Source organism: Embleya sp. NPDC059237, assembly GCF_042754105.1.
GTDB lineage: Bacteria > Actinomycetota > Actinomycetes > Streptomycetales > Streptomycetaceae > Embleya.
Genome location: NZ_JBHZAE010000015.1, coordinates 39,029 through 63,401 on the forward strand (window position 1 = coordinate 39,029; position 24,373 = coordinate 63,401).

Below are 24,373 nucleotides of genomic sequence, written 5' to 3' on the forward strand. Positions count from 1 at the left end.
CTCAGCTCGCCGACGGGCGCGCGGCGGACTGCCGGGCCTCGGCCTCGGCCCGCCGGGCGAGCCGGTCACGCAGGCTCTTGGGACGCATGTCGGTCCACACCCGTTCGATGTGCGCGAGGCAGTCCTCCCGGGACCCCTCGACGTCGACGCCGTCCACCCGCACGATCCGCCAACCGACCGGCACATCGCGGCCGGCCGCCCAGATCGAGTACTGCTCCTCGTCGTTGATCACGACCGACCAACGGGTGTCCTCAACCGTCATGGTTGTTCTCCGCTCATCACGTTGTGTTGCGTTTCCGATGAAGTGGCGGCCGGTCGCACCGGTCGCGAGGGGGTGTCTCCGGGGGCGAGGATCGCCCGCGCCAACACGTCGGTCACGTCCACGACCGGGACGCGGCCCGCCCGGGTCGGGGCAATCACCGACAGTTCGGTACAGGCCAGCACGATGCAGTCCGGATCACCCGTCCGGCGCGGGAGCAGGCCCTCGATCCAGCGGGCGAACTCCCCGCGCAACGCCTCGACCGGGACGCCGCGCTTGACCCGCTCGATGAAGTCGTCGGTCTCCGCCTGCCGTGCCGCGTCCGGGTAGCGGGCGATCGTGTCGGGCGCCAGGTGCGGCTCGTACAGGCGCAATTCGGCCGTCGCCTCGGTGGCCAGCAGCAGCGGCCGACGCAGCCGGCGGCGGCGCAGCGCGACACCGGTCTCGGCGAGCAGGTCGAAGACGGGTATGCCGACCGCGTCGCACAGCTCGGTCCGGTAGGCGTGTGTGGTCGCCGAGGGGATCGCGATCGCATCTGCCCCGGCACGCTCCAACTGCTCAACTGTGGCGAGTAGTTGCGGCAGCGGGCTCTCACCCCGTCCGAGCAGGTGCTCGATCCGGCTGGGCATCGGCTCGGAGACCAGGACCGCCGCGGGATAGTCGGCGTCGTCGCTCGCGCCGGACAGGCGCAGCAGACGTTCGTAGAAGTACACGGACGCGAGCGGGCCGACGCCGCCGACGATGCCGATACGTTTGATCAAGGCCGAGCCTCCTCGGGGAACGATGCCGATCCGGCGGCGCCGTCGGGACACATCGCGGTGTCCACACCGATGCGCAGCAGCCGGGCGAACTCGGGCACGTGTGGCGGGTTGGCCAGGTCGTGGTGGGTGCCCGGCACCGGCACCACGTGCAGCGCGGCGTGCGTACGGCGTCCCCAACTCGCGGGCACCACGGCGGGGTTGGTCAGCGTCGGGTGTCGCTCGCTCGCGGTGAACAGGTGCAGCGGGGCGCGAACCCGGGTGGTGGAGCGATGGCCGTCGGCGGCGCGCCCGTTCGCAGTGAACACGTCGATCATCCGGCGCAGCGTGCCGGTGTCGGCGTAGCGGGACAGCCGGTCCTGCGCGGTGAGGTGTCCGGCCAGCAGGGTGAGCACCGCGTCGTCGTCGGCCCGGCTCAGGCCGGAGCGGGTCAGGCCCTGGGTAATGCCGAAGCGGGCCAGTTCGCCGGTGTTCGCGTACCACTCCTCGACCTCGTCCTCGCCGAACGCGCGGGCGTCGATCACCCCGACGAACGCGACCTCCTCGCCGGCGGCCTCCAGGAGCGCGGCCATCTCCACCACGACATTGCCGCCGAACGACCAACCCGCGAGCAGATACGGGCCGTTCGGAGCAACCTTGCGGATCTCCTCGACGTAGCGCCGCGCCATCTCACCCAGGTCGGTCAGCGGAGCGGTGTCGCTGCTGTACCCGATCGCCTCGATCCCGTAGACCGGGCGCCAGTCGCCGAGTTCGCGGACCAGGTGCACGTAGCAGCACACGTCGCCGGACTGCGGGTGCACCAGGAACAGCGGCGGTCCGGGCAGGTGTTCGTCGCCGAGCGGGACCACCAGGTCGGGCCCGTCGGGTGAGGGCTCGGCCAGGGCGGTCGCGGCGGCGGCCAACCGTTCGACGGTGGGGTTGCGGAAGAGGGTGTGCAGCGGCAGGTCCAGGCCGGTCCGGCGGCGGATCGTCTCGACCAGTTCGACCGCCTTGAGCGAATGGCCGCCGAGTTCGAAGAAGTCCTGATGCACGCCGATCGGGGCCCGACCGAGCACCTCCTCCCATACGCCCAGGAGCCGCATCTCGACCCGGTTGCGCGGCGTCACCACCGCCTCGCCGGAATCCGGCTCGGGCGCCGGCGGGCGGGCTGCCAGGACCCGGCGGTCGAGTTTGCCGTGCGCGGTGGTGGGCAGCGCGTCGAGTGCGGTGTAGTGGCCGGGGCGCAGGTGCTCGGGCAGTACGTCGGCGATCGCCCGGCGCAGCGCGCGCAGGTCGGGTGGGCCGGCGGCGCCGACCACGTAGGCCACCAACTCGGCGCCGGCCGGCCCCCGGTGCGCCACCACGGCCGCCGCCCGTACCTCGGGCCGGGCCAGCAACGCGGCCTCCACCTCGCCGGGTTCCACCCGCACGCCGCGCACCTTGACCTGGTCGTCGCGGCGGCCGTGGAAGATCAGTCGGCCGTGGAAGTCGACCCGGGCCAGGTCCCCGGTGCGGTACCAGCGGCTGCCGGGCGGCCCGTACGGGTCCGGCACGAAGCGCTCGGCGGTGGCCGCGGGCGCGCCCGGGTAGCCGATCGAGACCCCCGGTCCGCCCAGGTACAGCTCGCCGATCGCGCCGGTGGGCAGCGGCCGACCGGCGGCGTCCAGGACCAGTGCCCGGGTGCCGGGCAGCGGCGCGCCGATCGGGATCGACCCGGCGTCGAGGTCGGCGTCGGTGATGCGCCGGAACGTGGACGTCATGGTGCACTCGGTGGGTCCGTACTGGTTGACCACCACGATCCCGGTGCCCAGTCGGCGCACCCGGCGCAACACCTCCGCGCTCGGCGCCTCGCCGCTGAGCAGAATCAGCCGCAACCGGCTCACGGCCGGCACCGCGTCGGCATCGCCGTCGGCGACCGCGGTCAACACCCCCAGCAGCGACGGCACCACGGACAGCAGCGCCGTCACCGCGCACCGGTCGATCGTGGTCAGGATCGCCCTCGGGTCGCGTGCGTGTTCGTCGGCCGGCAGCACCAAGCGGGCGCCGGCGGCGAGGGTGCCGAAGATGTCCCGGATCGCCGCGTCGAAGGAGACGGCGGCCACCTGGAGCACGGTGTCCTCGGCGCCGATCCCGAACTCGGCGGCGAGCAGCCGGAGATACCGGCTCGCCGCCGCGTGGGTGGTGGGCACCGCCTTGGGCAGGCCGGTGGAGCCGGAGGTGAAGGTCACGTAGGCGAGGTCCGCCGGGCCGGCGGGGGAATCCGGAGGGTTGTCGGCCTCGATGGTCGACGCGGACACCACCGCCGACCCGGCGAACCGGTCCGTCGCGTCGCCGGTCGGTGACGCCTCGTCGGTCAGCACCAGGGACGCACCCGCGTGGGACAGCAACAGCCTGATGCGCTCCGCGGGTTGGCTCGGGTCGAGCGGTACGGCGGCGGCGCCGGTCCGGAACACCGCGAGCAGGCCCACGACCAGCTCGATCGACCGGGGCAGCAACACGCCGACGAACACGCCGGGCCGGGCGCCGGCCGCCCGCAGCCGCCGGGCCAGGCCGTTGGCGCGCCGGTCCAACCCGGCGTAGGTGAGCACCTGTTCCCCGAACTCCAGGGCCGGGGCCGTCGGTCGCTCGGCGGCGCGGGCGGCGACCAGGGTGTGCAGGCACGCGTCCTCGGACGCGGTGGGCGCGTCGATCGGCGACAGGCGTTGTACGGCGGCCGGATCGAGCAGTTCGGGTCCCGCCGCCGGGCGGTCCGGGCGGGCGAGGGCCGCGGTGAGCACACGCCGGAAGGTGTCCGCGATGCCGTGCGCGGTCGTGGGGTCGTAGAGCGCTGTGGCATAGGCCAGCGAACCGGTCAACGTGCCGTCGGGGCGTTCGGTGAGGGTCAGGCCGAGGTCGAACTTCGCGCTGTGGTGCGGGATCCGTACGGACTCGGTTCGCACCCCGGGCAGGTCGAGCGCATCGGCCTCGTCCCGGTCGAGTGCGAACATGATCTGGAACAGGGGGTGTCGGCTCAGTTCGCGCTCCGGCCGCAGCTCCTCCACCAACCGCTCGAACGGCAGGTCCTGATGCGCGGTCGCGTCCAGGACGGTGGTCCGCACCTCGCGCACCAGGTCCGCGAACGCACGCTCCTCCCCGGCGTGCGCCCGCAGTACCAGGGTGTTGACGAACGGGCCGATCACATTGGCCAGTTCGGGATACTGACGACCGCGACCCGCGGTCGGGGACCCGAGCACGACGTCCGTGCTCCCGGAGAGCCGGGCCGCGGTGACCGCGAACGCTGCGCACAGGATCACGAACGGCGTGGCCCCCAGCTCGTGCGCCACCTCGACCGTACGCCGCGCCACGGTCTCCGGCAGCTCGAAGTCGACCGAGGCGCCTTCCTCGTCGAACATCGCCGGTCGGCGTCGGTCGCCGGGGATCTCGGTGGCGGTCGCTCCGGCCAACTTCTCGCGCCAATAGGCAAGGTCGGCCTCGCCTCGAACGGTGTCGTCGCGCTCCCATGCGGCGAAGTCGGCATACTGCAACGGCGGTCGGGCAGGCTCGGGCGGCATCGATACCGATGCCGACGCCGACCCGGACCCGGACCGGGACCCGGACCCGGACCCGGACCCGGACCCGACGAGCGTCCGATACCCGGCACCGACCTCCGCCCAGAACAGCGGCAGCGACCAACCGTCGACGACCGCATGGTGCATGACCACCACCAACAGCTGGTCCTCGGCGCCGATCCGGATCGGCGTGGCCCGGAACAGCGGCCCGCGCGCCAGGTCGAACGGCTCGGCGCAGCGCCGCCGCGCCTCGGCGAGCGCCGTCGCTTCCGCCTCGCCCGGATCCGCCACGCCCGGGTCGTACACCTCGTCCCACGGCACCCACACCGGGTCGGTCACCTGTACGGGACCGTCGGGGCCGGCCACGAACCGCCCGCGCAGCACGTCGTGTCGGGCCAGGACGCCCTGGACGGCCCGGCGCAGCAGGGCCGGATCCACCCCGCCGCGCAGCCGCAGGACGGACGCCACGTTGTAGTCGGCCCGATCCGGGCGCAGCCGGTCCAGGAACCACAGTCGCCGCTGGAGGAACGACAGTGGCGCCCGGTCCGGTTCGGCGCGCCGCGGGATGCGCTCGACGGGCCGCCCCGGGTCGAGCGCGGCGGCGAACTCGCGCACCGTGGGCCGGTCGAACACCAGCCGCACGGGCGCCTCCACCGCCAACTCCTCGCGCAGCGCGGCGACCAGGCGCGCCGCACGCAGCGAGTGCCCGCCCAGTGCGAAGAAGTCGTCGTGCGCACCGACCCGTTCCACGTCCAGGACCCGCGCCCACACCGCGGCGATCCGCGACTCCCGGTCGCCGACAGGCGCGACGTACGCGGCGCTCGTCCGGGGTGAGGGCGGGTCGGGCAGCGCGCGGCGGTCGAGTTTGCCGTTGGGCGTCAGCGGCATCGCGTCGAGTTCGACGATCAGGGGCGGCACCAGGTATTCCGGCAGGCTCTCCCGCAGCCACTCCCGGGCGAGCGCGCCGGGGTCCCGGTCGTCGTGCCCGGCGCGGCGCACCAGATAGCCGACGAGCACCCGGTCCAGCCCCTCGCCGTGCACCCGCACCGCCGCTCGGGTGATGTCGGGGTGGGCCAGCAGGCGGGCCTCGATCTCGCCGGGCTCGATGCGATGGCCCCGGATCTTGACCTGGTGGTCGGCCCGGCCGAGGAAGTCCAGCCGGCCGTCGGGGCGGTAGCGGACCAGGTCGCCGGTGCGATACATCCGGGCCCCCGCGCGACCGGCGCTCGCCGCGAAGGGGTCGGGCAGCAGCCGCTCGGCGGTCCGGCCGGGGTCGGCGGCGTAGCCGCGCGCCAGGCCGAGGCCGCCGATGTACAGCTCGCCGACCACGCCGATGGGCACGACGGCGAGGCGGTTGTCGAGTACATACAGCGACGTGTTCAGCAGCGGGCGGCCGAGTGGTGGCGCGGCCGGGTCGGGGGTGCCCGGGCCGGGCGTGGTGGGGGTGTACTCCACGAGGTGTGCGGCGGACCAGATGGTGGTTTCGGTCGGGCCGTACACGTTCCACAGGCGCGCCACCCGTGCACGGATGCGCTCGGCGAGCGGTCCCGGCAGTGCCTCGCCGCCGCACAGTGCCCGGATCTCGCCGCCGGGCCAGCCCGCGTCCAGCAACATCGCCCAGCCGGCGGGGGTGGCCTGGACCACGGTCGCGCCGGCGTCGGTCAGCGCGGCGCCGAGCCGACCGCCGTCCGCGAGCACCGCCTGCGGGAGCACCTGGACCCGGGCGCCGGCCGCGAGCGGGACGAGCAGTTCCAGCACCGCGATGTCGAACGAGACGGTGGTCAGCGCGCCGACCACGGACGATCCGTCCAGGGGCAGGCGTTCGATCATGTCCCGGGCGAGGTTGGCCACACCCCGATGGGTGACCATGACGCCCTTGGGCCGGCCGGTGGACCCGGAGGTGTGGATCAGGTAGGCCACCTGGTCCGGGTCGGGTGCGGCGGCGGTCGGGTGCGGGGCCGCCGCGTGGTCGGGGACGGTGTCGAGGTCGAGCACCGGGACCCCGAGGTCGGCCCAGGGCATGGTCCGCGCGGTCGTGGCGTGGGTGAGTACCAGTCGGGTCTCGCTGTCCGCGAGGAGGGCGCCGATGCGGGCCGTGGCGTGGCTCGGGTCGATCGGCAGATAGCTTCCGCCCGCGCGCAGGACTCCGAGCAACGCGATCACCAGGTCGACGGAGCGGTCGAGGCAGACCGCGACCACACCCTCGGGCGAAAGGTCCAGGGCTTCGAGCCGGGCGGCCAACCGGTCGGCTCGCTCGATCAGTTCGGCGTAGGTCACCGTACGTTCGCCGCAGCCGAGCGCGATCGCCTCGGGGGTGCGTAGGGCCTGCGCGGCGATCAGTTCGGGCAGCGTGGCGCCGTCCCGGTCGCGGACCTCGCCGCGTCCCCAGTCGTGGACGAGGGCGGCCGACTCGGCCGGGTCGGCGAGCGGAAGCCGGGCGGGGGGCAGGTCCGGGTAGGCGGTGGCGGCGTGCAGAAGGCGGACGTATCCGGCGGCCAGGCGATGGATGGTCGCGGACTCGAAGAGGTCCGGGTCGAAGACGATCGACCCGGTGATCGGGGCTTCGGGGCCGCACTCGGTCAGGGTGAGCGCAAGGTCGAACTTCGAGGTGGTGACGGGCAGCGGTACCGGACGCAGGCGCGGGCCGGAGCACGTTTGCGCATCCGGCGCCGACTCGTGCTGGTGTGCGAACAGCACCTGGAACAGCGGGTTTCGGCTCAGGTCGCGGCGGGGCTGGAGGTGCTCGACCAGGTGCGCGAAGGGCAGGCGCTGGTGGGCGTACGCGCCGAGCGCGGTTTCGCGCACCCGGCCGATCAGGTCGACGAAGCTCGGCGAGTCGGACAGTTCGGTGCGCAGCACCACGGTGTTCACGAACGTACCGAGCATCGCCTCGAGTTCGGGGCGGTCCCGACCGGCGACCGGGGTACCGACCGCGATGTCGGTCTGCCCGCCGAGCAGGGCGAGTTGTGCCTTGAAGCCGGCGAGCAGGGTCATGAACGGCGTCGCGCCGTGTCGGATGGACAACGCGCGCACCCGGTCGGCGGTCGCGGTGGGCAGGGTGAAACGCACCTCGGCACCGGCGCGCTCGCTCGCGGCGGGCCGGGGATGGTCGGTGGGCAGGGTGAGCTCGGGCAGCCCGGCCAGTCGTTCGGCCCAGTAGCGCAGGTCGGCGGCCTCGGTCTCGGCGGCTCGGGCACGCTGCCAGGCGGCGAAGTCGGCGTACTGCCGGGCCGGCGGGTCCGTGGGCAGCGGCCGGCGAGCGCGGGCGGCGGCGTAGAGGCGTGCCAGTTCGTTCCAGGTCCGGGCCATGGCCGGCCCGTCGGTGGCGATGTGATGCACCGTCAGCAGCACCAGCGCGGAACGGTCGACGCAGCGCAGCACGACCGCACGCAGGGGCAGTTCGCGGGCCAGGTCGAACGGGCGGTCGGCGAGGCCGGCGACCCTTCGGGCGAGGCGGCGCAGGGCATCGGGGTCGGCCGGATCGCCGAGTTCGGTGCCGTCGACGGTCTCGATCGGCACCGGGTCCGCGGGCCGGAGCACGGGCCGGGGCAGACCGTCGACCTCGGTGAAGACGGTCCGCAATACCTCGTGCCGGGCGACCAGCGCGGTAAGTGCCCGGCCGAACGCGTCCGCGTCGAACTCGTCCCGGAACCACATGCATTGCGGCACGTTGTATTCCGGGGCCCGGCCCAGGATGCGGTCGACCAGCCAGACCCGTTCCTGCTCGAACGAGGCCACGATCGGGGCGTCGGCCGGACGCCGGGGCAACGATCCCGAGTACGTGTCCGAGGAATCGGGCCCGGGATCGGCCAGCCGCGCCCGGGCCGCGCGCAGTCGTTCCACCAGGCGCGGGTCACGCGCGCCGGTGCGCTCAGTCATCGCAGCCCCCGGCGGGCAAGTCGTCGTCGGTCGGTGCGCCGAGCAGTTCGGCCTCGATGGCGGCGGCGAGCCCGGCGATCGTCGGATGTTCGAAGAGCAGCACCAGTGGCAGTTCGGCGTCCAGGGCGCGGCGCAGTCGGGAGACGATCCGGGTGGCCAAAAGCGAATGACCCCCCAGGGCGAAGAAGTCGGCGTCGGCGTCGTCGGCGGCCAGGAATTGCGCCCAGACCTCGGCGACCAGGAGTTCCGCGTCGGTCTCGGGGGCGCGGATCGGGCCGAGTGTCGGGGCCGGTTGGGCGTCTCGTTCCGGTGCGGGCAGTCGTCTGCGGTCCACCTTGCCGTTCGGGCTCAGCGGCAGTGCGTCGAGCAGGGTCAGGCGGGTGGGCACCAGATACGGCGGCAGCCGTTCGCCCAGGTAGGCGCGTACGTGTTCGGGCTCGGGGCGGGTGCCGGCGGCGGCCACGAGGTAGGCGAGCAGGCGGTGGTCGCCGGGGGTGGGCTCCCACTTGGTGACCACGGCGTCGGCGACGTCCGGGTGCGCGACCAACATGGCCTCGATCTCCCCGAGTTCGACCCGGATGCCGCGAATCTTGACCTGGTGGTCGACCCGGCCCAGGAACAGCAGTTCGCCGTCCGGGCGGCGGATCGCCCGGTCGCCGGTCCGGTACAGCCGCTCCCCCGGGGTGTCCGGGTCGGGCACGAACGCCTCTGCGGTGCGCCGCGGGTCGTTCCAGTAGCCGCGCGCCAAACCCGGTCCGCCGACGTGCAGTTCCCCCTCGACGCCGACCGGCACCGGCCGCAGGTCGGCGTCCAGGACGTGTACCCGGTAGTTGTCCAGGGGCAGGCCGATCGGCACCGTGTCGGCTTTCGCGTCCTCGGGGCCGCAGACGTGGTGAGTGGCGTCGATGGACGCCTCGGTGGGCCCCCACTGGTTGTGCAACCGGGCACCCTGCGCGTCCAGATGTGTACGGAAGCGGGCCACCAGGTCCGGACGCAACGCCTCGCCGCTGGAGACCACAACCCGCAGCCGGTCGAGTCCCGCGGGCCCGACGGCGTCGAGTTCGTCGAGGAACAGGCCGAGCATGCTGGGGACGAACTGGAGGACCACGACCTCGTGTTCGACGGCCGCGCGCAGGGTCGCCCGGGGGTCGCGGTGCAGGCCGGGTTCGAGCATGACCACGGTGCCGCCGACCAGCCATGGCCAGAACAGCTCCACCGCGGAGTCGTCGAAGCTGAGCACGGTCTTGTGCAACACCCGGTCGCCGACGGCCAGACCGTGGCGGCGGTGCATCCACCACATGCGGTTGACCCAGCCCCGGTGCGGGTTGGCCACACCCTTGGGCTTACCGGTCGAGCCGGAGGTGTAGTAGATCGAGACCAGGTCGTCGGGGTCGACCGGGACGTCGGGCGGGGTGTCGAATCGGCCGTCGGGCGGCATGTCCGACCGGGCGTCGGGTGCGGTCGAGTCGACCGTGATGGTACGGATCCCGGCGTCGGCCGGCAGCGCGTCGCCCGCCGAGGCGTCGACCACGCAGATGTCCGTGCCCGCCTCGGCGAGGAGTTGTCGGGCCCGGGCCGGGGGCAGGTCGGGGTCGAGGGGTAGGTAGGCGCCGCCGGACTTGAGGATCCCGAGCAGCGCGACGGCCAGGTCCGAGCCCCGGTCCAGGCGCAGGCCGACCGGGAGGCCGGGGCGGACCCCGTGTGCCACGAGCCGGTGCGCGAAGCGGTTGGCGCGGATGTCGAGTTCGGCGTAGTCGAGGCTCTCCCGCCCGGCGATCACGGCCGTGATGTGCGGGGTGCGGCGGGCCTGCCGGGCGAACAGGTCGTGCAGGCAGTGGTCGAGGTCGTGGTCGAAAGCGGTGTCGTTCCATTGGGCGTACGGCTCGGCGCCGGACTCGGGGTCCTCCACAGCCGCATGCCGGGTATCGCCGGTCGTGGGGGACGTGAGGGCCTCGGACCGGTCGGGCGCGGGCCCGAGGGCGTCGGGCGCCCCGAGGCGGGCTTGCCGGCCGAGCCCGCCCACCGGCGCGTCCGGTCGCTCGACCAGCGCCGCGAGGAGCTGGACATAGTCGCGGGCCAGCCGTTCGATCGTGGCGGGGTCGAACAGGTCGGTGGCGTAGTAGACGCTGCCCAGATACGCGTCCCCTCGCTCGGCGACGGCGATCTCCAGGTCGAGTTTGGCGGCGCGGAACGGCACCGGGTGCGGTGCGACCGCGAGTTCCCCCCAGTCGGCGGGGGCGGGGTTGACGTCCGCCATCGAGAACATCAGCTGGAACAGCGGGTTGCGGCCGAGGTCGCGCTCCGGCCGCAGTTCGTCGACGAGTTGCTCGAACGGCAGGTCCTGGTGCGAGTAGGCGGCGGCCGCGTCGGCGCGGGTGCGGGCGATCAGGTCGGCGAAGCCCAGTGCGGGATCGAGATCGACCCGCAGAACCAAGGTGTTGACGAACAGTCCGATCAGTGTGTCCAGTTCGGGGTGCCCGCGTCCGGCGACGGGGGTGCCGACGGCGATGTCGCGGGCCCCGGTGCGCCGCGCGACGAGCACCTGGAAGGCGGTGAGCAGGGTGATGAACGGCGTGCTCTCGTGGGTCCGGCTCAGGTCGAGGAGTCGGCGGCGCAGGTCGGCGGGGATCTCGAAGTCGAATTGCTCGCCCCGGCCGGACATGACCGGCGGGCGCGGGCGGTCACCGGGCAGTTCCACCGAGGTCAGTCCGGCCAGGTGGGTGCGCCAGTAGTCGGCCTGCGCCCGGCGGGCCGGGTCCGCCGCCGCGCCGCTCTCCCAGGCCGCGTAGTCGGCGTAGCGCAGTGCCGGCGGGTCCGGTTCGTACCGCGCGCCCAGTCGGTATCGGTCGGCCAGTTCGCGGCACAACACCTCGCTGGACCAGCCGTCGGTCGCGATGTGGTGTACAACCAGGAAGAGGATGTGGTCGTCGTCGGCCAACCGAACCAGCAGCGTGCGCACCGGAGGTGCGGCGGCGAGGTCGAACGGTCGGCCGAGGTCGTCGGCGATCGCCGCGTCGGCGGCGGGCAGCGCCTCCTCGATCGGCAGCGCGCGCAGGTCGACTTCACGCGGCTCGATCGGCACGGCCGGTTCGACGAGTTGGTGTGCCTCGTCGTCGCGGAGCACATAGCGGGTGCGGAGGATGTCGTGCCGGGTGACCAGCCCGGTGAGCGCGGTGCGCAGCCGATCCGGGTCCAGCGGGCCGGTCAGGCGCAAGGCGACGGGCAGGTGGTAGTCCGGTCGGTTCGGCCAGAGTTGGTCGAGGAACCACAACCGGCGCTGGGCGAAGGACAGCGGCACGAGGTCGTCGGCGGTGGTGGTGCGCGGGATGGTGTGCGCGTCGGGGTCGCGGTCGTGATCGGGCCCGGTGAGCCGGAGCCGTGCCTCGGTGGGCATGCCGGCCAGGAACGCGGCGGGCGTCGGGTGGCGGAAGACGTTCTTGACCGGCACCTCGATCGTGTGATCCGCGCGCAGCCGACCGACCAGGCGGATCGCCGCCAGGGAGTTTCCGCCGAGTTCGAAGAAGCTGTCGTCGAGGCGCACTTCGGGCACGTCGAGGGTGCGGGCGTACAGCGCGCACAGGGCCCGTTCCTCGGCGGTGCGCGGGGGGCGGGAGGGGTCGGCGAGGTCGAGGGCGGGCAGCGCCGTCGCGTCGACGGTGCCGGCCGGGGTGCGCGGGAGTGCGGGCAGCGGGACCAGGGCAGACGGCACCAGGTGCGTGGGCAGCCGATCGGCCAGGAACGCCCTGAGCACGTCGCCGAGTTCCCCGTGGCCGGGGGCCGGCACCACGTAGCCGACCAGGATCTCGCCGAGGCGCTCGTCGTCGCGGCGCACCACCACGGCCTCGGCCATCCCGGCGTGTTCGGTCAGCGCCGCCTCGATCTCGGCGGGCTCGATCCGCCGTCCGCCCAGGCGCAGTTGCCGGTCGCGCCGGCCGACGTGGTCGGCGCTGCCGTCGGCTCGGCGGTGGAAGAGGTCGCCGGTGCGGTACATCCGCGACCCGGGTGGGCCGTACGGGTCGGGCACGAAGCGCTCGGCGGTGAGCGCGGGTCGGCCCAGGTAGCCGGAGGCGATCCCGGGTGCGGCCAGGCACAGTTCGCCGATCATGCCGATGCCGACGAGGGTGCCGGTCTCGTCCACGAGCCGGGCTCGGGGGCCGCCGGCGGCCGGTGGGGCCGGGGAATCCGGTGCACGCACGGTGCCCACGCCGCCACCGCGCAGCAGCCGGGCCCACGGCGAATACGGGCCGGCCTCGTCGGTGGGTCCGCAGGAACGCAGGATCGACTCGCCGGGGTGATCCGGGGCGGTGAGCAGGTCGCGGTGGCTCGTACACACGCCCACGAGGGCGCCGGTGGGGTCGCTCGTGTAGGCGATGCAGGCGATCTGGTCGGGGTCGATCTCGACGGGCGCCGAGCCGGTGGCTGCCGCCGTCCCGGCGCGGATCGTGTCGGCCACCGGCAGGACGCGGGTTTTGGGGCCGACCAGGGTGCGGACCCGTGCCGCCCGCTCGGGGTGGTCGACCAGTACGGTCCCGGCGCCGCTGTCGGCGAGGATCGTGGCCAGGCGCCGGTCGGGCAGGGTCGGGTCGAGCGGCACGTAGATCCCGCCGGCCTCGATCACGCCGACGGTCGCGGTCACCGCGTCGACGCCGGGATCCAGGAGCAGGGCGACGGGCGCGTCGACGTCGGTCAGTCCGTCCGCGAGGGCCCGGGCGCGCCGGGCCAACTCGCGGTACGTCAAGGCGTCTTCGCCGACGGCCGGCGCCTCGGGGTCCGCCGCGACCCGGGCGTGGAAGGCGGCCACCAGGGTGTCGTGTTCCGAGTGGGCGGCCGGCGCGATCGGGCGCAGGTCCGCGAGTTCGGCGTCGTCGAGGATGGTGAGCGCGCCGAGCGGGCGGTGCGGGTGGGCGACGGCCTCGCGCAGGAGGCGGACCAGTCGGTCGGCCATGCGCCGGACGGTGTCCCGGTCGAACAGGTCGGTGGCGTACTCCACGGTGGCGTCGATCCGAGCCGGGCGGCCCGTCTCGGTGCGGTGCGGGAAGAGGTGGAACGCGAGGTCGAACTTGGCGGATCGGGTGTTGGCCAGGGTCCACGGGTCGGCCAGACCGGGCAGTCCGGTGATCGCGTCGGGGGTGTTCAGCAGGCCGAGCGAGACCTGGAAGATGGGGTGTCGGGACAGGCTGCGGACCGGGTTCAGTTTCTCCACGAGCAGGTCGAACGGGACGTCCTGGTGCGCGTAGGCGGGCAGCCAGGACCGGTCCACTCTGGCGAGGAGTTCGGCGAAGGTGGGGTCGCCGGAGGTGTCCGTGCGCAGCACCACGGTGTTGACGAAGAAGCCGATCAGGTCGTCGAGGACGGCGTCGGCGCGGCCCGCGATGGGGCTGCCCACCACGATGTCCTCGCCCGCGCCGAGTCGGGTGAGCAGGCCGGCCAGGCCGGCGTGCAGCGCGACGAACAGCGTGGTGTGCGCGGAGCGGGCCAGGTCGTCCAGGGCCGTGCACAGGTCGGCGGGCAGTTCGAAGGCGTGCACGTCGCCCGCGTGGCCGGCCACGATCGGGCGCGGACGATCGGTGGGCAGTGTCAGTCCGGCCGGGGCGTCGGCCAACCGCGCTGTCCAGTAGGCGAGTTGTCTGCCCAGCGGGCTGTCCGGTTCGTTCTCGTCGCCCAGTTGTTCGCGCTGCCACGCGGCGTAGTCGCGGTATTGCAGTGGCAGCGGCGCCGTGTCGGGCCGGGTACCGCGCTTTCGGGCGGCGTAGGCCCGGCCCAGGTCGCGGGTGAGCGTGGTGAGCGACCAGCCGTCGGCGCTGATGTGGTGGACCACCACGAGCAGCAGGCTCTCGTGCGGGGTTCGGATCAGCTCGGCCCGGATCGGCAGCCGGGTGGTCAGGTCGAACGGCGCCCGGGCGGCGCGGGTGATCTCGGTGTCCACGGCGTCGGCCGCACAGTCGGTGACGGGGATCCGCACCCCGAACTCGTCGCTGTCGAGGATGTGTTGGTGCGGCACGTCGTCGTGTACGGGGAAGACCGTGCGCAGACTCTCGTGACGTTCGATCACATCGCGCAGCGCGGCCCGCAGGGCTTCGAGGTCGGGCTCGGTGTGCAGGCGGAACAGCAGCGGGATGTGGTAGTCCGGGTTGGCGCTGCCCTCCAGGCGGTTGACCAGCCACAACCGCCGCTGGGCGAAGGACAGCGGGATGACGTCGGGGCGTGGTCGGGGGGTCGGCGGCGGGCGTTCGGCGGTCCGGGCCCGGGCCGCCGCGTCCAGGCGGAGGGCGAGTGCGGCCGGGGTCGGCGCCTCGAACACGTCGACCACCCGCAGGAGTCCGGCTCCGGCGGCGGCGATCCGGGCGACCGCGCGGGTGGCCAGCAGCGAGTGGCCGCCGAGCTCGATGAAGTTGTCGTCGATGCCGACCCGGTCGAGGCCGAGCAGATCGGCGAACACCTCGCACAGCAGTTCCTCGACGGCCGAACGCGGCGCGCGGCCGTCGACGGCGTGCGTCGGGGCGGGTAGCGCGGCCGAGTCCACCTTCCCGTTGGGCGTCAGCGGCAGGGCGTCCAGGACCACACAGTCGGTCGGCACCATGTAGGCGGGCAGGGTCGTAGCCAACTCCCCCACCACCCATCGTCCCCAACCCGGTTCGCCGGGGCGGGGGTTCGCGTCGCCGGTCGAAGCGTCCCGGCGTGGGACCAGGTAGGCGACGATCGTCTTGTCGCCGTGTGCGTCCGGCAGGGCCAGCACGGCGGCGCCCGCGACGTCGGGGCGCAGGACGAGGCGGCTCTCGATCTCGCCGAGTTCGATGCGGAAGCCGCGTACCTTGACCTGGCGGTCGCGGCGGCCGACGAATTCGAGCAGGCCGTCCGGCCGCCGGCGCACGATGTCGCCGGTGCGGTACATCCGCGCGCCGCCGCCGGCGAAGGGGTCGGGTACGAACCGGTCGGCGGTGATCCCGGGGCGGCCCCGGTATCCGCGCGCGACGCCCCGCCCGCCCAGGCACAGCTCGCCGTCCGCGCCGGTCTCGACCGGGTCCAGCCGCTCGTCCAGGACGTAGGTGCGCACGCCCGCCATCGCCGAGCCGATCGGCACGGGGGCGCCCACCGGCTCGGTCGGCACATGGAACGCGGCGAAGATGGTGCCCTCGGTGGGCCCGTACACGTTGACCACGGTGCCGGCGCCGCCCGCCCGCAACGCCCGCGAGACGGCGAGCGGGGAGGCCGCCTCACCGCCCATCCACACCTGGCCGATGCCCGCGAAGACCGCCGGATCCTGCTCGACCATCACGTTGAACAGGGAGGTCGTGACGAAGGCGCAGGTGACGCCCTCCTCCTTGATCAGCCGCGCGACCACGCCGGCGTCCACCTCGCCGGGCGGGGCCACCACCACCCGGCCGCCGCGAAGCAGCGGCATCCAGATCTCGAACACCGACGCGTCGAACGCCAGCGGCGAATACTGGAGCACCCGCCGATCCAGGCCGTCCGACCAGCACGGATCGGCCGCGAACGCGACCAGGTCGCGGTGTTCGATCTCGACGCCCTTGGGCACGCCGGTGGAGCCGGAGGTGTGGATCACGTACGCGAGCCGGCGTGGCGATCGAGGGCGCGGGGGCGCCCCCGCCACGGATCCGGGCGGCGCGACGGGTGCGGTCGCCGCGGGCGCCGGCGGCGCCACGGCGTCCGCGAAGCACACCACGTCGACCCACTCGGCGCAGAACTCGCGGACACGCGCGGCTCGTTCGACGGTGTCCACCAGGACCAGGCCGATGCCGCACTCGTCCAGGATCAGCCGCGACCGGGCCGCCGGCGAGCGGATGTCCAGCGGTACATAGGGGCGTCCCGCCTTGACCGTGCCGACCATGGCGGCGACGACGTCGACGCCCCGGTCCATGAACACGCCGACCGGCGCCTCGTCGGCCAGTTCCGGCCCGCACACCTCGCAGTCGTCGACCAGGTGGGTGTCCGCTCCGCGAGCCTCCAGGAACCGGCGTACCGCGTCGGAGGATTCGTCGAGTTCGCGGTAGTCGACTGCCCGCTCCGCGCAGGTGATCGCGGTCGCGTCCGGGTGTTCGGCGACGCGCGCCGCGAACACCCCCACCAGGTCGTCCGGTTCCCGCGACGCGTGATCGTCCGGTTCCCGCGAGGCGTGCGACAACGCAGTTCTCCCATCGCCGATCCGGGCCCGGGACGGGGTGCCCGGGGCCGACTTGCGCATACGCGTGTGCTCGGTGGATTCAGGGGGTTGGATGGGTTCCGGGGTCTGGTCACCCGTCCGGCCCGCACCGGCGATGACGCATGCGGACCACCATCGACCGGCGGCCGGGAGGGCGAAAGTGTTGCCCTGTTGCCCGTTCGAGGAAACACCTCCCCACGTGCGACGGCACGCCGAATCACGGCTCCCACGAGGGCTTTCGCCGGGCCGCGGGCCGGCACGACGGGCCGCCCGGTGAGGCGCTGTTTCCTGGTTTGGGCAACAGGGCAACACTTTCGCCCCTCGGGACCCTCGCCGATGGTGGACGCCATGCCCGTGCGACGGCACGTGCGGCGTCATGGGGGATCGTTCTGCGGCCCACGCGCGGGATTTCGGCCGTCGGCGGCCTGATGGCACGTCGGGGACCGACCTGGAGGGCCGATGACCAATTCCGTCGACGAAGAACCGACCTCGGCCGGCGCGGACATCAGATTCCACGACGCGGGCGGCGGCGCCGCGCCGGCGATCTTCCAGGAACTCCTGAGTACGCGCAGGCACCGACTCGCGACGGACCTGGCCGCCGGCCGCACGGCGACGCGGTACTTCCCGGTGCTCTGCGTCCTGGCGCCCGTGATGACTCAGGCCGAGGGCGAGATCACCTACCCCGGCGACCCGATGTGCCTGTACGCCGCGCTCAGCCTCGCCGTGCACCGCGCCGTCGCCGACGCGGGGCGGCTCCAATGCGCCGAACACTACAACGACCTGGCGCCGGAGTGGACCCGATTCCCGGACCACGCCTACCGGATGACGGCCGGTCACGACGGCTACCGCGACTACGGCACCGACCCGAACACCGACCAGACCGTCTTCGACCCCCGGATCTGGGACGAGACCGCCCGGGTGCGCTGGATCCGGTTGCTCCGCCGGGTACGGCCCAGGGTCGTGCTGATCAGCGCGGTCTCCCCGGCGCACCGCTACGCCCTGGAGATCGCCGGCCTGGTCCGCACCGAGGTCCCGGATGCCTTCGTGGTGCTCGGCGGACGCCACGCGGACGAGACGGTGATCCGGGTACCGCATCGGGAACGGCTGGTGCTCGCCCCCAGCAGTCCGCTCGCCGTGATCGCCGACGGGCGCGCACCCCGGGTGTTCGACGCGGTGATCACCGGTGAGGCGTACCACTCGCTCGACCTGCTGATGCGTGCCCTGGCCCTGGCCACCGACCTGGACCGGCGCTGGGTCGACCGCGATCGGGTGTTGCCCTGTCTTCAGGGGCTGCTCGACAAAGAGGGTCCCTCGGTGGGCAGTTCCGTGATCGTGCTGCTGTCCGCATCCGGCTTCGACGTGCTTCCGCAGGACGGATCCTCGCTCGATCTGGGCTCGTTGCCCTCGCCGTACGAGGCGTTCGCGATCCGCTCGCGCTTCCCGATCTTCACCCACGCCGACGGCGGTATCCGACGCACGGCACACGTGATGGTCTCCAACGCCTGTCCCTATCACTGCAATTTCTGCTCGGAGTCCTCCACGCTCGGCATCGGCCTCAAGCGGTTCCGGGAGGATCCGATCGGCCGCGCGCTCGAACGCGTGTGTGAATACGTCGGCTACGGCGCCGAAGCGCTGTTCTTCGACGACTCGGTGTTCTGGAGCGGGCGTTCGCGCGACATCGCCGAATTCTGCGGACGGTTGCGGGAGTTGCGTCGGAGTGGACCGGCGGCGCTGCCGGTGCGCTTCGCCCGGCTGCTGCCGGAGCCGGACGATCCGGCCCGGCTGCGGAACCTCGAATGGGGTGCCCAACTCACCGTGGACACCCTGATCGCGCTGCGGGAGCGGCACGCGGCGAGCGAGATCCTGAACCGGATGCGCGAGGCCGGCTGCTCGTATGTGTACGTCGGCATCGAGAGCATGTCGACGCAGGTGATGGACCACATCCACAAGAATCTGCGGCGCGGCACCGACCGGCCGTGGGCGCATCGGGTGCGCGAGGCGGTGTCGCTGGTCAAGCGGCACGGGATGCGGGTGGGCACCTCGGTGTTGTTCGGCCTCGACGGGGAGACGCGCGGCAGCATCGACGAGACGATCGAGGCGGTGGGCGGCCTGATCGACGCGCGCCTGATCGACCTGGCCAGCCCGAACATCCTCACCTACCATCCCGCCACGCCGATCACCCGCGTACACGGCATGCACGATCGGCTCGACTACCACTCGCCCCGGGTGGACAACCGGCGTCCCTACACCTACTTCGAGGAGGCCTTCCCGGGCGTGGTCTCGGTGGTGCTGGCCGAGGACGACATCTGGCACATCCACCGCGAAACGGAACGCCGCTGGGGGGCGGTACGCAACGACTCGTCGCCGCTGCTCGGGGAGGGGGACGGAGGCGGGGTCGGGGTCGTGCCGGAGGAGGGGGAGGGCGAGACGGCGGACGACCGGGATGACGGGCCGGGGGGCGCGGAGCCGGGCGACAGGCCGGGGGGCGCGGAGCCGGGCGGCGGTATGCCCGGCGGCTCGCGGCTCGTGGCCGGTTTTGTACCGGACGTGGCCGCCGCTGCCGAGAAGTCCGGCCGATGAGCGCGGACGCGGCGCCGGCGGCCGACTTCGAACCCTCGTACCCCGCCGGGCACGAACCCGCCTTCGGGCACGAACCTGCCTTCGGACACCGGGTGTTCGACGCGCTCGACCCGGATGTCCTGGCCCGTCGCGACGGAGAGAAGTGGGCCTACGCACCCCGGGACACGCTGTCCGCGTGGATCGGCGACATGGACTTCCCGATCGCGCCCGAGATCCGCGCCGCGCTGATCCGGCGGATCGACGGCGACCTGGGCTACCCGGTGTGGTTCGACGCGACCGAAGGGGCGCCGCTGGGCGAGGTGTTCGCGGCCCGGATGAAGCGCCGGTTCGGCTTCGCCGCCGAGCCGACCCACCTGCGCCTGTTCACCGACGTCAACCAGGCGATGTCGGCGGTCCTGCACCTGGCCACCCGCCCGGGCGACGCGGTCGTCCTGCACACGCCCGCCTGCCCGCCGTTCGTCGACGACCTGCGCCGGATGGACCGGCCACCGCTGACCGTGCCGATCGAGGAGGGCCTGCACGGCTGGACGCTCGACCCGGACCGGGTGGCCGCGACGCTCGACCGGGCGGACCGTTGCCGGGTGTTGTTCCTGGTCAACCCGCACAATCCCACGGGCCGGGTGCTACGCCGGGACGAACTCGAAGGGCTGGCCGAACTCGCCCTGCGGCACGACCTGTTGGTGATCTCCGACGAGGTACACGCGGACCTGACCCACCCGCCGCACGTACACATCCCGTTCGCGTCCCTCGGACCGGAGATCGCCGCTCGCACGGTCACCGTGACCTCGGGCAGCAAGGCGTTCAACCTGGCGGGCATCCGCTGCGCCGCCGCGCACATCGGCCCGCCGGAGCTGCGGGTCGCGGTGGACGCCCGGCGGGGGCTGCTCTTCGGCCAGGTCGGCGTGCTGGCCGTGGCCGCCTTGACGGCGGCCTGGGCGGAGGGCGACGCGTGGCTGGACGAGGTGCGCGTCCTCCTCGACCGCAACCGCCGCCGCCTCGCCGCGGGACTGCCCGAGGGCATCCGCCACCACTCCCCCGAGGCGGGCTTCCTGGCCTGGCTCGACTGCCGCCCGCTGGGCCTGGGTGACGACCCGTACGTCTTCTTCCGCGACCACGCCAAGGTCCTGCTCTTCTCCGGCCCCTCCTTCGGCCCCGAAGGAAACGGCTTCGCCCGCCTGAACTTCGCCACATCGGCGGGAGTCCTCGACGAAATCCTGAACCGCATGCACTCAGCGCTCCGCGCACCCGGCCGCACATGAGGCGTGCAGCGGCGGCGAGCGTCGTTGCCGGGCCGCCCGCGCATCGTGATCGCAACGTGTTGCGTTGGCTGGTCGCGTATACGGCATCTGTGGTCGGCGACAGCGGGTTCTTTCTCGCCCTGGGGTGGGCCGCCAATCAGCACGGTGGGCCCGCGCGGGTCGGGTTGGTCATGGCGATCGCGGCGATCCCCCGCGCGGTGCTCATGCTCGGCGGCGGTGTGGTCGCCGACCTGTTCGGGCCGCGTCGGGTGGTGATCGGCAGCGATGCCGTGCGCTGCCTCGTCGTGCTCGGCGCCGCGGCGGTCCTGGTGTTGTCCGCACCCGGGCTGTGGCTGCTGATCGCCGTCGCGCTGGTGTTCAGCGTCGTCGACGCGTTGTTCATGCCGGCCGTGGGCGCGCTCCCGCCGCTGTTGGCCGCGCCCGGGGAACTGGTCCGGGTCCAGGGCATGCGCGCGCTGTCCATCCGGCTCGGCCAGACCGCCGGGCCGCCCTTGGCCGGCGCCGCACTGGCGCTCGGCGGCCCGGCCGCCGCGTTCACCGTCGCGGGCGGGCTGTTCGCGCTCTCCCTCGTGCTGCTGCTCGCGGTACGGATACCCGGCGCCGGATCGACCGCCGCCGCCGCGACGGATGCCCCCACCGGCGGCCGTTCGCGGGCCACCGCGTGGCGCGAACTCGCCGACGGCCTGCGCTACATCCGCCGCCGCCCACTGATCCGTCGCCTCGTCCTGGCGAGCGCGCTGATCGAACTCGGCGCCGGCGGCCCGCTGAACGTGGGCATGGTCGTCCTGGCCGACGCACGCGGCTGGGACGCCTCGGGCGCCGGCTGGCTCGCCGGCGCGTTCGGTATCGGCGCGGGCGCGAGCGCACTGCTCCTCACCGTGACCGGCCGGCTGCCCCGAGCCGGCGCCGTCCTGATCGCCGCCCTGGCCGCCGGCTCCGCGGGCCTGGCCGGCCTCGGCGCGACCACCGCCCTGCCCGTCGCCGTCGCCGTCGCGGCCTGCGCCGGCCTGCTGTTCGGCCTCAACGGCGGCCTGAGCCACGCCCTCGTGCAGACCGCGACCGAACCCGCCTACCAGGGCCGGGTCGCCTCCGTCCTCAGCCTGACCGCCTTCGGCCTCGGCCCGATCGCCTTCCCCCTGTTCGGCGCCACCGTCGCCGCCGGCGGCCCGGGCCCCGCCTATGCGATCTTCGCCGGGATCAGTGCCCTCGGCGCCGCCGTCGGGCTGACCTCCCCGACCGTTCGCCGCGCCGAACTCCCGCGCTGAGCACGGGCGGTCCGCCGCACCGGCCGGCAAAAACCGACGTCGGCGCCGCGTCCCGCGCATCCACTGTTGACCTTTTGGTCCAGACCACTTACCGTCCTAGAGGCGTTTTGGTCCAGACCAATTTCGCCGGCGACCGCTTCTCGACCGCGACCGACGTCCCCGTCACGCGGTCACCCCGGTGAGGCGCGCACGTGCACGGTTCCGCACAGCCCTGTTCCACGCACACAGGGAGAGAGCCATGTCCCCACACCCACGCACAGTCCGCGGCACACTCCGCGGCAGATTCCGCAACAGCCTGCGCAGCCGCGCGGCCGTCCTGATCGCCGTCCTGGCCCTGCCCCTGGCCGTACTCACCGGTCTCAACGCCGGCGCCGCGCAGGCGGCCGGCAAGCTCACCGCGACGTTCTCCGTCCAGGACAACGGCTCGTGGTGGAAGGGCACTTACGTCGTACACAACGGCGGCACCGCCGCCGTCACCGGCTGGCAACTCGAGTTCGACCTGCCACCCGGGGTCACCATCAACGGCAACTACTACGGCGACGCCACCGTCACCGGCAGCCACGTCTCGGTCAAGAACGCCTACTACAACGGCACCATCGCCGCCGGCGGCAGCACCGACCCGTTCAGCTACTGGTTCGTCGGCAACGGCCCCGCCGGCACGCCCACCCACTGCACCGTCAACGGCGACAAGTGCGACGGCACCCCCGACGTCCCGCCCACCGCACCCGGCACGCCGCACACCACCACCATCACCGCGCACTCCATCTCGCTCGCCTGGACCCCGGCGGCCGGCGGCGACTACCCGGTGGCCGGCTACGAGGTGACCTCCGGCGGCACCACCGTCGCCACCACCACCGCCACCACGGCCACGTTGACCAACCTGACCCCGGCCACCGCGTACACCTACGCGGTCCGGGCCAAGGACAAACGCGGCAACCTGGGCCCGGCGAGCGCCCCGGTGACGGTGACCACCGTCGACCCGGCAAGCGACCCGACCCCGCCGACCGCACCGGGCACGCTGCGCAGTACCGGCAAGACGTCCGCCACCGTCGCCCTGGCCTGGAACGCGTCGACGGACAACGTCGGCGTGGCCGCGTACGACGTCTATCGCAACGGCACCCTGGCCACCACCGTCGCCGGCACCGCCACCGCGGCCACCGTCGACGGCCTGTCCCCCGCCACCGCCTACACCTTCACGGTCAAGGCCCGGGACGCGGCGGACAACTCCTCGCCCGCCTCCAACGCGGTGGACGTGACCACCGACGACATCGCCGGCGCCGGCAAGAACCTGCGCGTCGGTTACTTCGTCCAGTGGGGCATCTACGGCCGCCAGTACTTCGTGAAGAACCTGGACACCTCCGGCTCGGCCGCCAAGCTGGACGTGATCAACTACGCCTTCGAGAACATCGATCCGGTCAACCTGACCTGCATGGCCGGCGTCACCAAGGGCACCACCGCCAACCCGCAGGACCCCGACCAGGGCACCGGCGCGGGCGACGCGGACGCCGACTACGCCCGGCCGATGTCGGCCTCGCAGTCGGTGAACGGGGTGGCCGACGACGGATGGGCCAAGCTGCGCGGCAACTTCAACCAGATCAAGCTGCTCAAGGCCAAGTACCCGCACCTGAAGGTGGTGGTCTCGCTCGGCGGCTGGACCTACTCGAAGTTCTTCTCCGACGCGGCGGCCACCGAGGCGTCCCGGCAGAAGTTCGTCAAGTCCTGCGTGGACACCTGGATCAAGGGTGACCTGCCGGTCTACAACGGCGCGGGCGGCCCGGGCACCGGCGCGGGCGTGTTCGACGGCATCGACATCGACTGGGAGTGGCCCGGCTCGCCCGACGGGCACGCCGGCAACCACTACAACGTCAACGACAAGCAGAACCTGACCCTGCTGCTCGCCGAGTTCCGCAAGCAGCTCGACGCCACCGGCGGACAGCGCAAGCTGCTCACCGCGTTCACCCCGGCCGACCCGGTCAAGGTGAACCAGGGCTGGGACCTGTCGAAGATCTTCGACTCCCTGGACGTGGCCAACATCCAGGGCTACGACTTCCACGGCGCGGGCAGCGACAACTCGTGGGAACCCAACCGCGCCGGCCACCAGGCCAACCTCTACACCGACACGCAGGACCCCTACCCGACCCACTTCAGCATCGACGACGCGGTCAAGATCTACACCGACGCCGGGGTCAATCCACGCAAGCTGACCATCGGCTTCCCGTTCTACGGACGGGGCTGGCAGGCGGTGGCCGACGGCGGGGTACACGGCGAGTGGCAGTCCGCGAACGGCGCCGCACCGGGCCAGTTCGCCGAGGAGGCCGGCACCCGCGGCTATCAGAACCTGCTGAGCAGCGTGCCGAATCTGACCGTCTATCACGACGCGCAATCCGTCTCGACCTACGGCTACACCGGAGCCGGCGGACAGTGGTGGACGTTCGACGACGCCTGGTCGATCGGCCAGAAGACGGCCTACCTGAAATCCAAACACCTACTCGGCGCGATGATCTGGGAGATGTCCGGTGACACCCCCAACGGAGCGCTGATGACGGCAATCGACAACGGCCTCAAGTAGCGCCACACAGCGCCGACTTCGGCACCACGCACAGCGCACCACGCACAGCGCACCACGCACCGACCGTGCCGCCGTCCGGACCACCGGGCGGCGGTACGGCCGCCTCCGGGCCGATC

8 protein-coding genes are annotated in these 24,373 nt (G+C 73.0%); 4 read left to right on the forward strand and 4 right to left on the reverse strand.

Annotated elements, in window-relative coordinates:
• Position 1: 1 nt before the first annotated feature.
• Genes ACFXKZ_RS36815 through ACFXKZ_RS36830 form a run of 4 tightly spaced genes read right to left on the reverse strand, consistent with a single transcriptional unit; the run spans position 2 to position 16,566 of the window.
• Positions 2-262, reverse strand: a complete 261-nt coding sequence (locus tag ACFXKZ_RS36815) for an MbtH family NRPS accessory protein (RefSeq protein WP_126642037.1) — start codon at positions 260-262, stop codon at positions 2-4.
• Positions 259-1,020, reverse strand: coding sequence for an aspartate/glutamate racemase family protein (locus ACFXKZ_RS36820; RefSeq protein ID WP_380006982.1), 762 nt, complete (start codon positions 1,018-1,020; stop codon positions 259-261). Before ACFXKZ_RS36820 ends, ACFXKZ_RS36815 begins: the two co-directional genes overlap by 4 nt.
• Entirely contained in the window at positions 1,017-8,423 is a 7,407-nt protein-coding gene (locus ACFXKZ_RS36825; protein ID WP_380006985.1) for an amino acid adenylation domain-containing protein, read from the reverse strand. The genes ACFXKZ_RS36820 and ACFXKZ_RS36825 overlap by 4 nt, the downstream gene beginning before the upstream one ends.
• Positions 8,416-16,566: an amino acid adenylation domain-containing protein gene (locus tag ACFXKZ_RS36830; RefSeq protein WP_380006988.1), complete on the reverse strand. Its 8,151-nt coding sequence runs from the start codon at positions 16,564-16,566 to the stop codon at positions 8,416-8,418. The genes ACFXKZ_RS36825 and ACFXKZ_RS36830 overlap by 8 nt, the downstream gene beginning before the upstream one ends.
• A 477-nt stretch (positions 16,567-17,043) precedes the next feature.
• On the opposite strand from ACFXKZ_RS36830, the gene ACFXKZ_RS36835 reads away from it, so the two are divergent.
• The 4 genes from ACFXKZ_RS36835 (at position 17,044) to ACFXKZ_RS36850 (ending at position 24,257) form a co-directional block, all read left to right on the forward strand.
• Positions 17,044-19,164 (forward strand): B12-binding domain-containing radical SAM protein, encoded by a 2,121-nt coding sequence (locus ACFXKZ_RS36835; RefSeq protein ID WP_380006991.1) that lies wholly within the window; start codon positions 17,044-17,046, stop codon positions 19,162-19,164.
• Positions 19,161-20,423 carry a MalY/PatB family protein gene (locus ACFXKZ_RS36840; protein ID WP_380006994.1) on the forward strand — a complete coding sequence of 421 codons (1,263 nt, stop codon included), beginning with the start codon at positions 19,161-19,163 and terminating at the stop codon, positions 20,421-20,423. Before ACFXKZ_RS36835 ends, ACFXKZ_RS36840 begins: the two co-directional genes overlap by 4 nt.
• Positions 20,420-21,688 (forward strand): MFS transporter, encoded by a 1,269-nt coding sequence (locus ACFXKZ_RS36845; protein ID WP_380006997.1) that lies wholly within the window; start codon positions 20,420-20,422, stop codon positions 21,686-21,688. The genes ACFXKZ_RS36840 and ACFXKZ_RS36845 overlap by 4 nt, the downstream gene beginning before the upstream one ends.
• Before the next feature lie 238 nt (positions 21,689-21,926).
• Positions 21,927-24,257: a glycosyl hydrolase family 18 protein gene (locus tag ACFXKZ_RS36850; RefSeq protein WP_380006999.1), complete on the forward strand. Its 2,331-nt coding sequence runs from the start codon at positions 21,927-21,929 to the stop codon at positions 24,255-24,257.
• Positions 24,258-24,373: the final 116 nt, after the last annotated feature.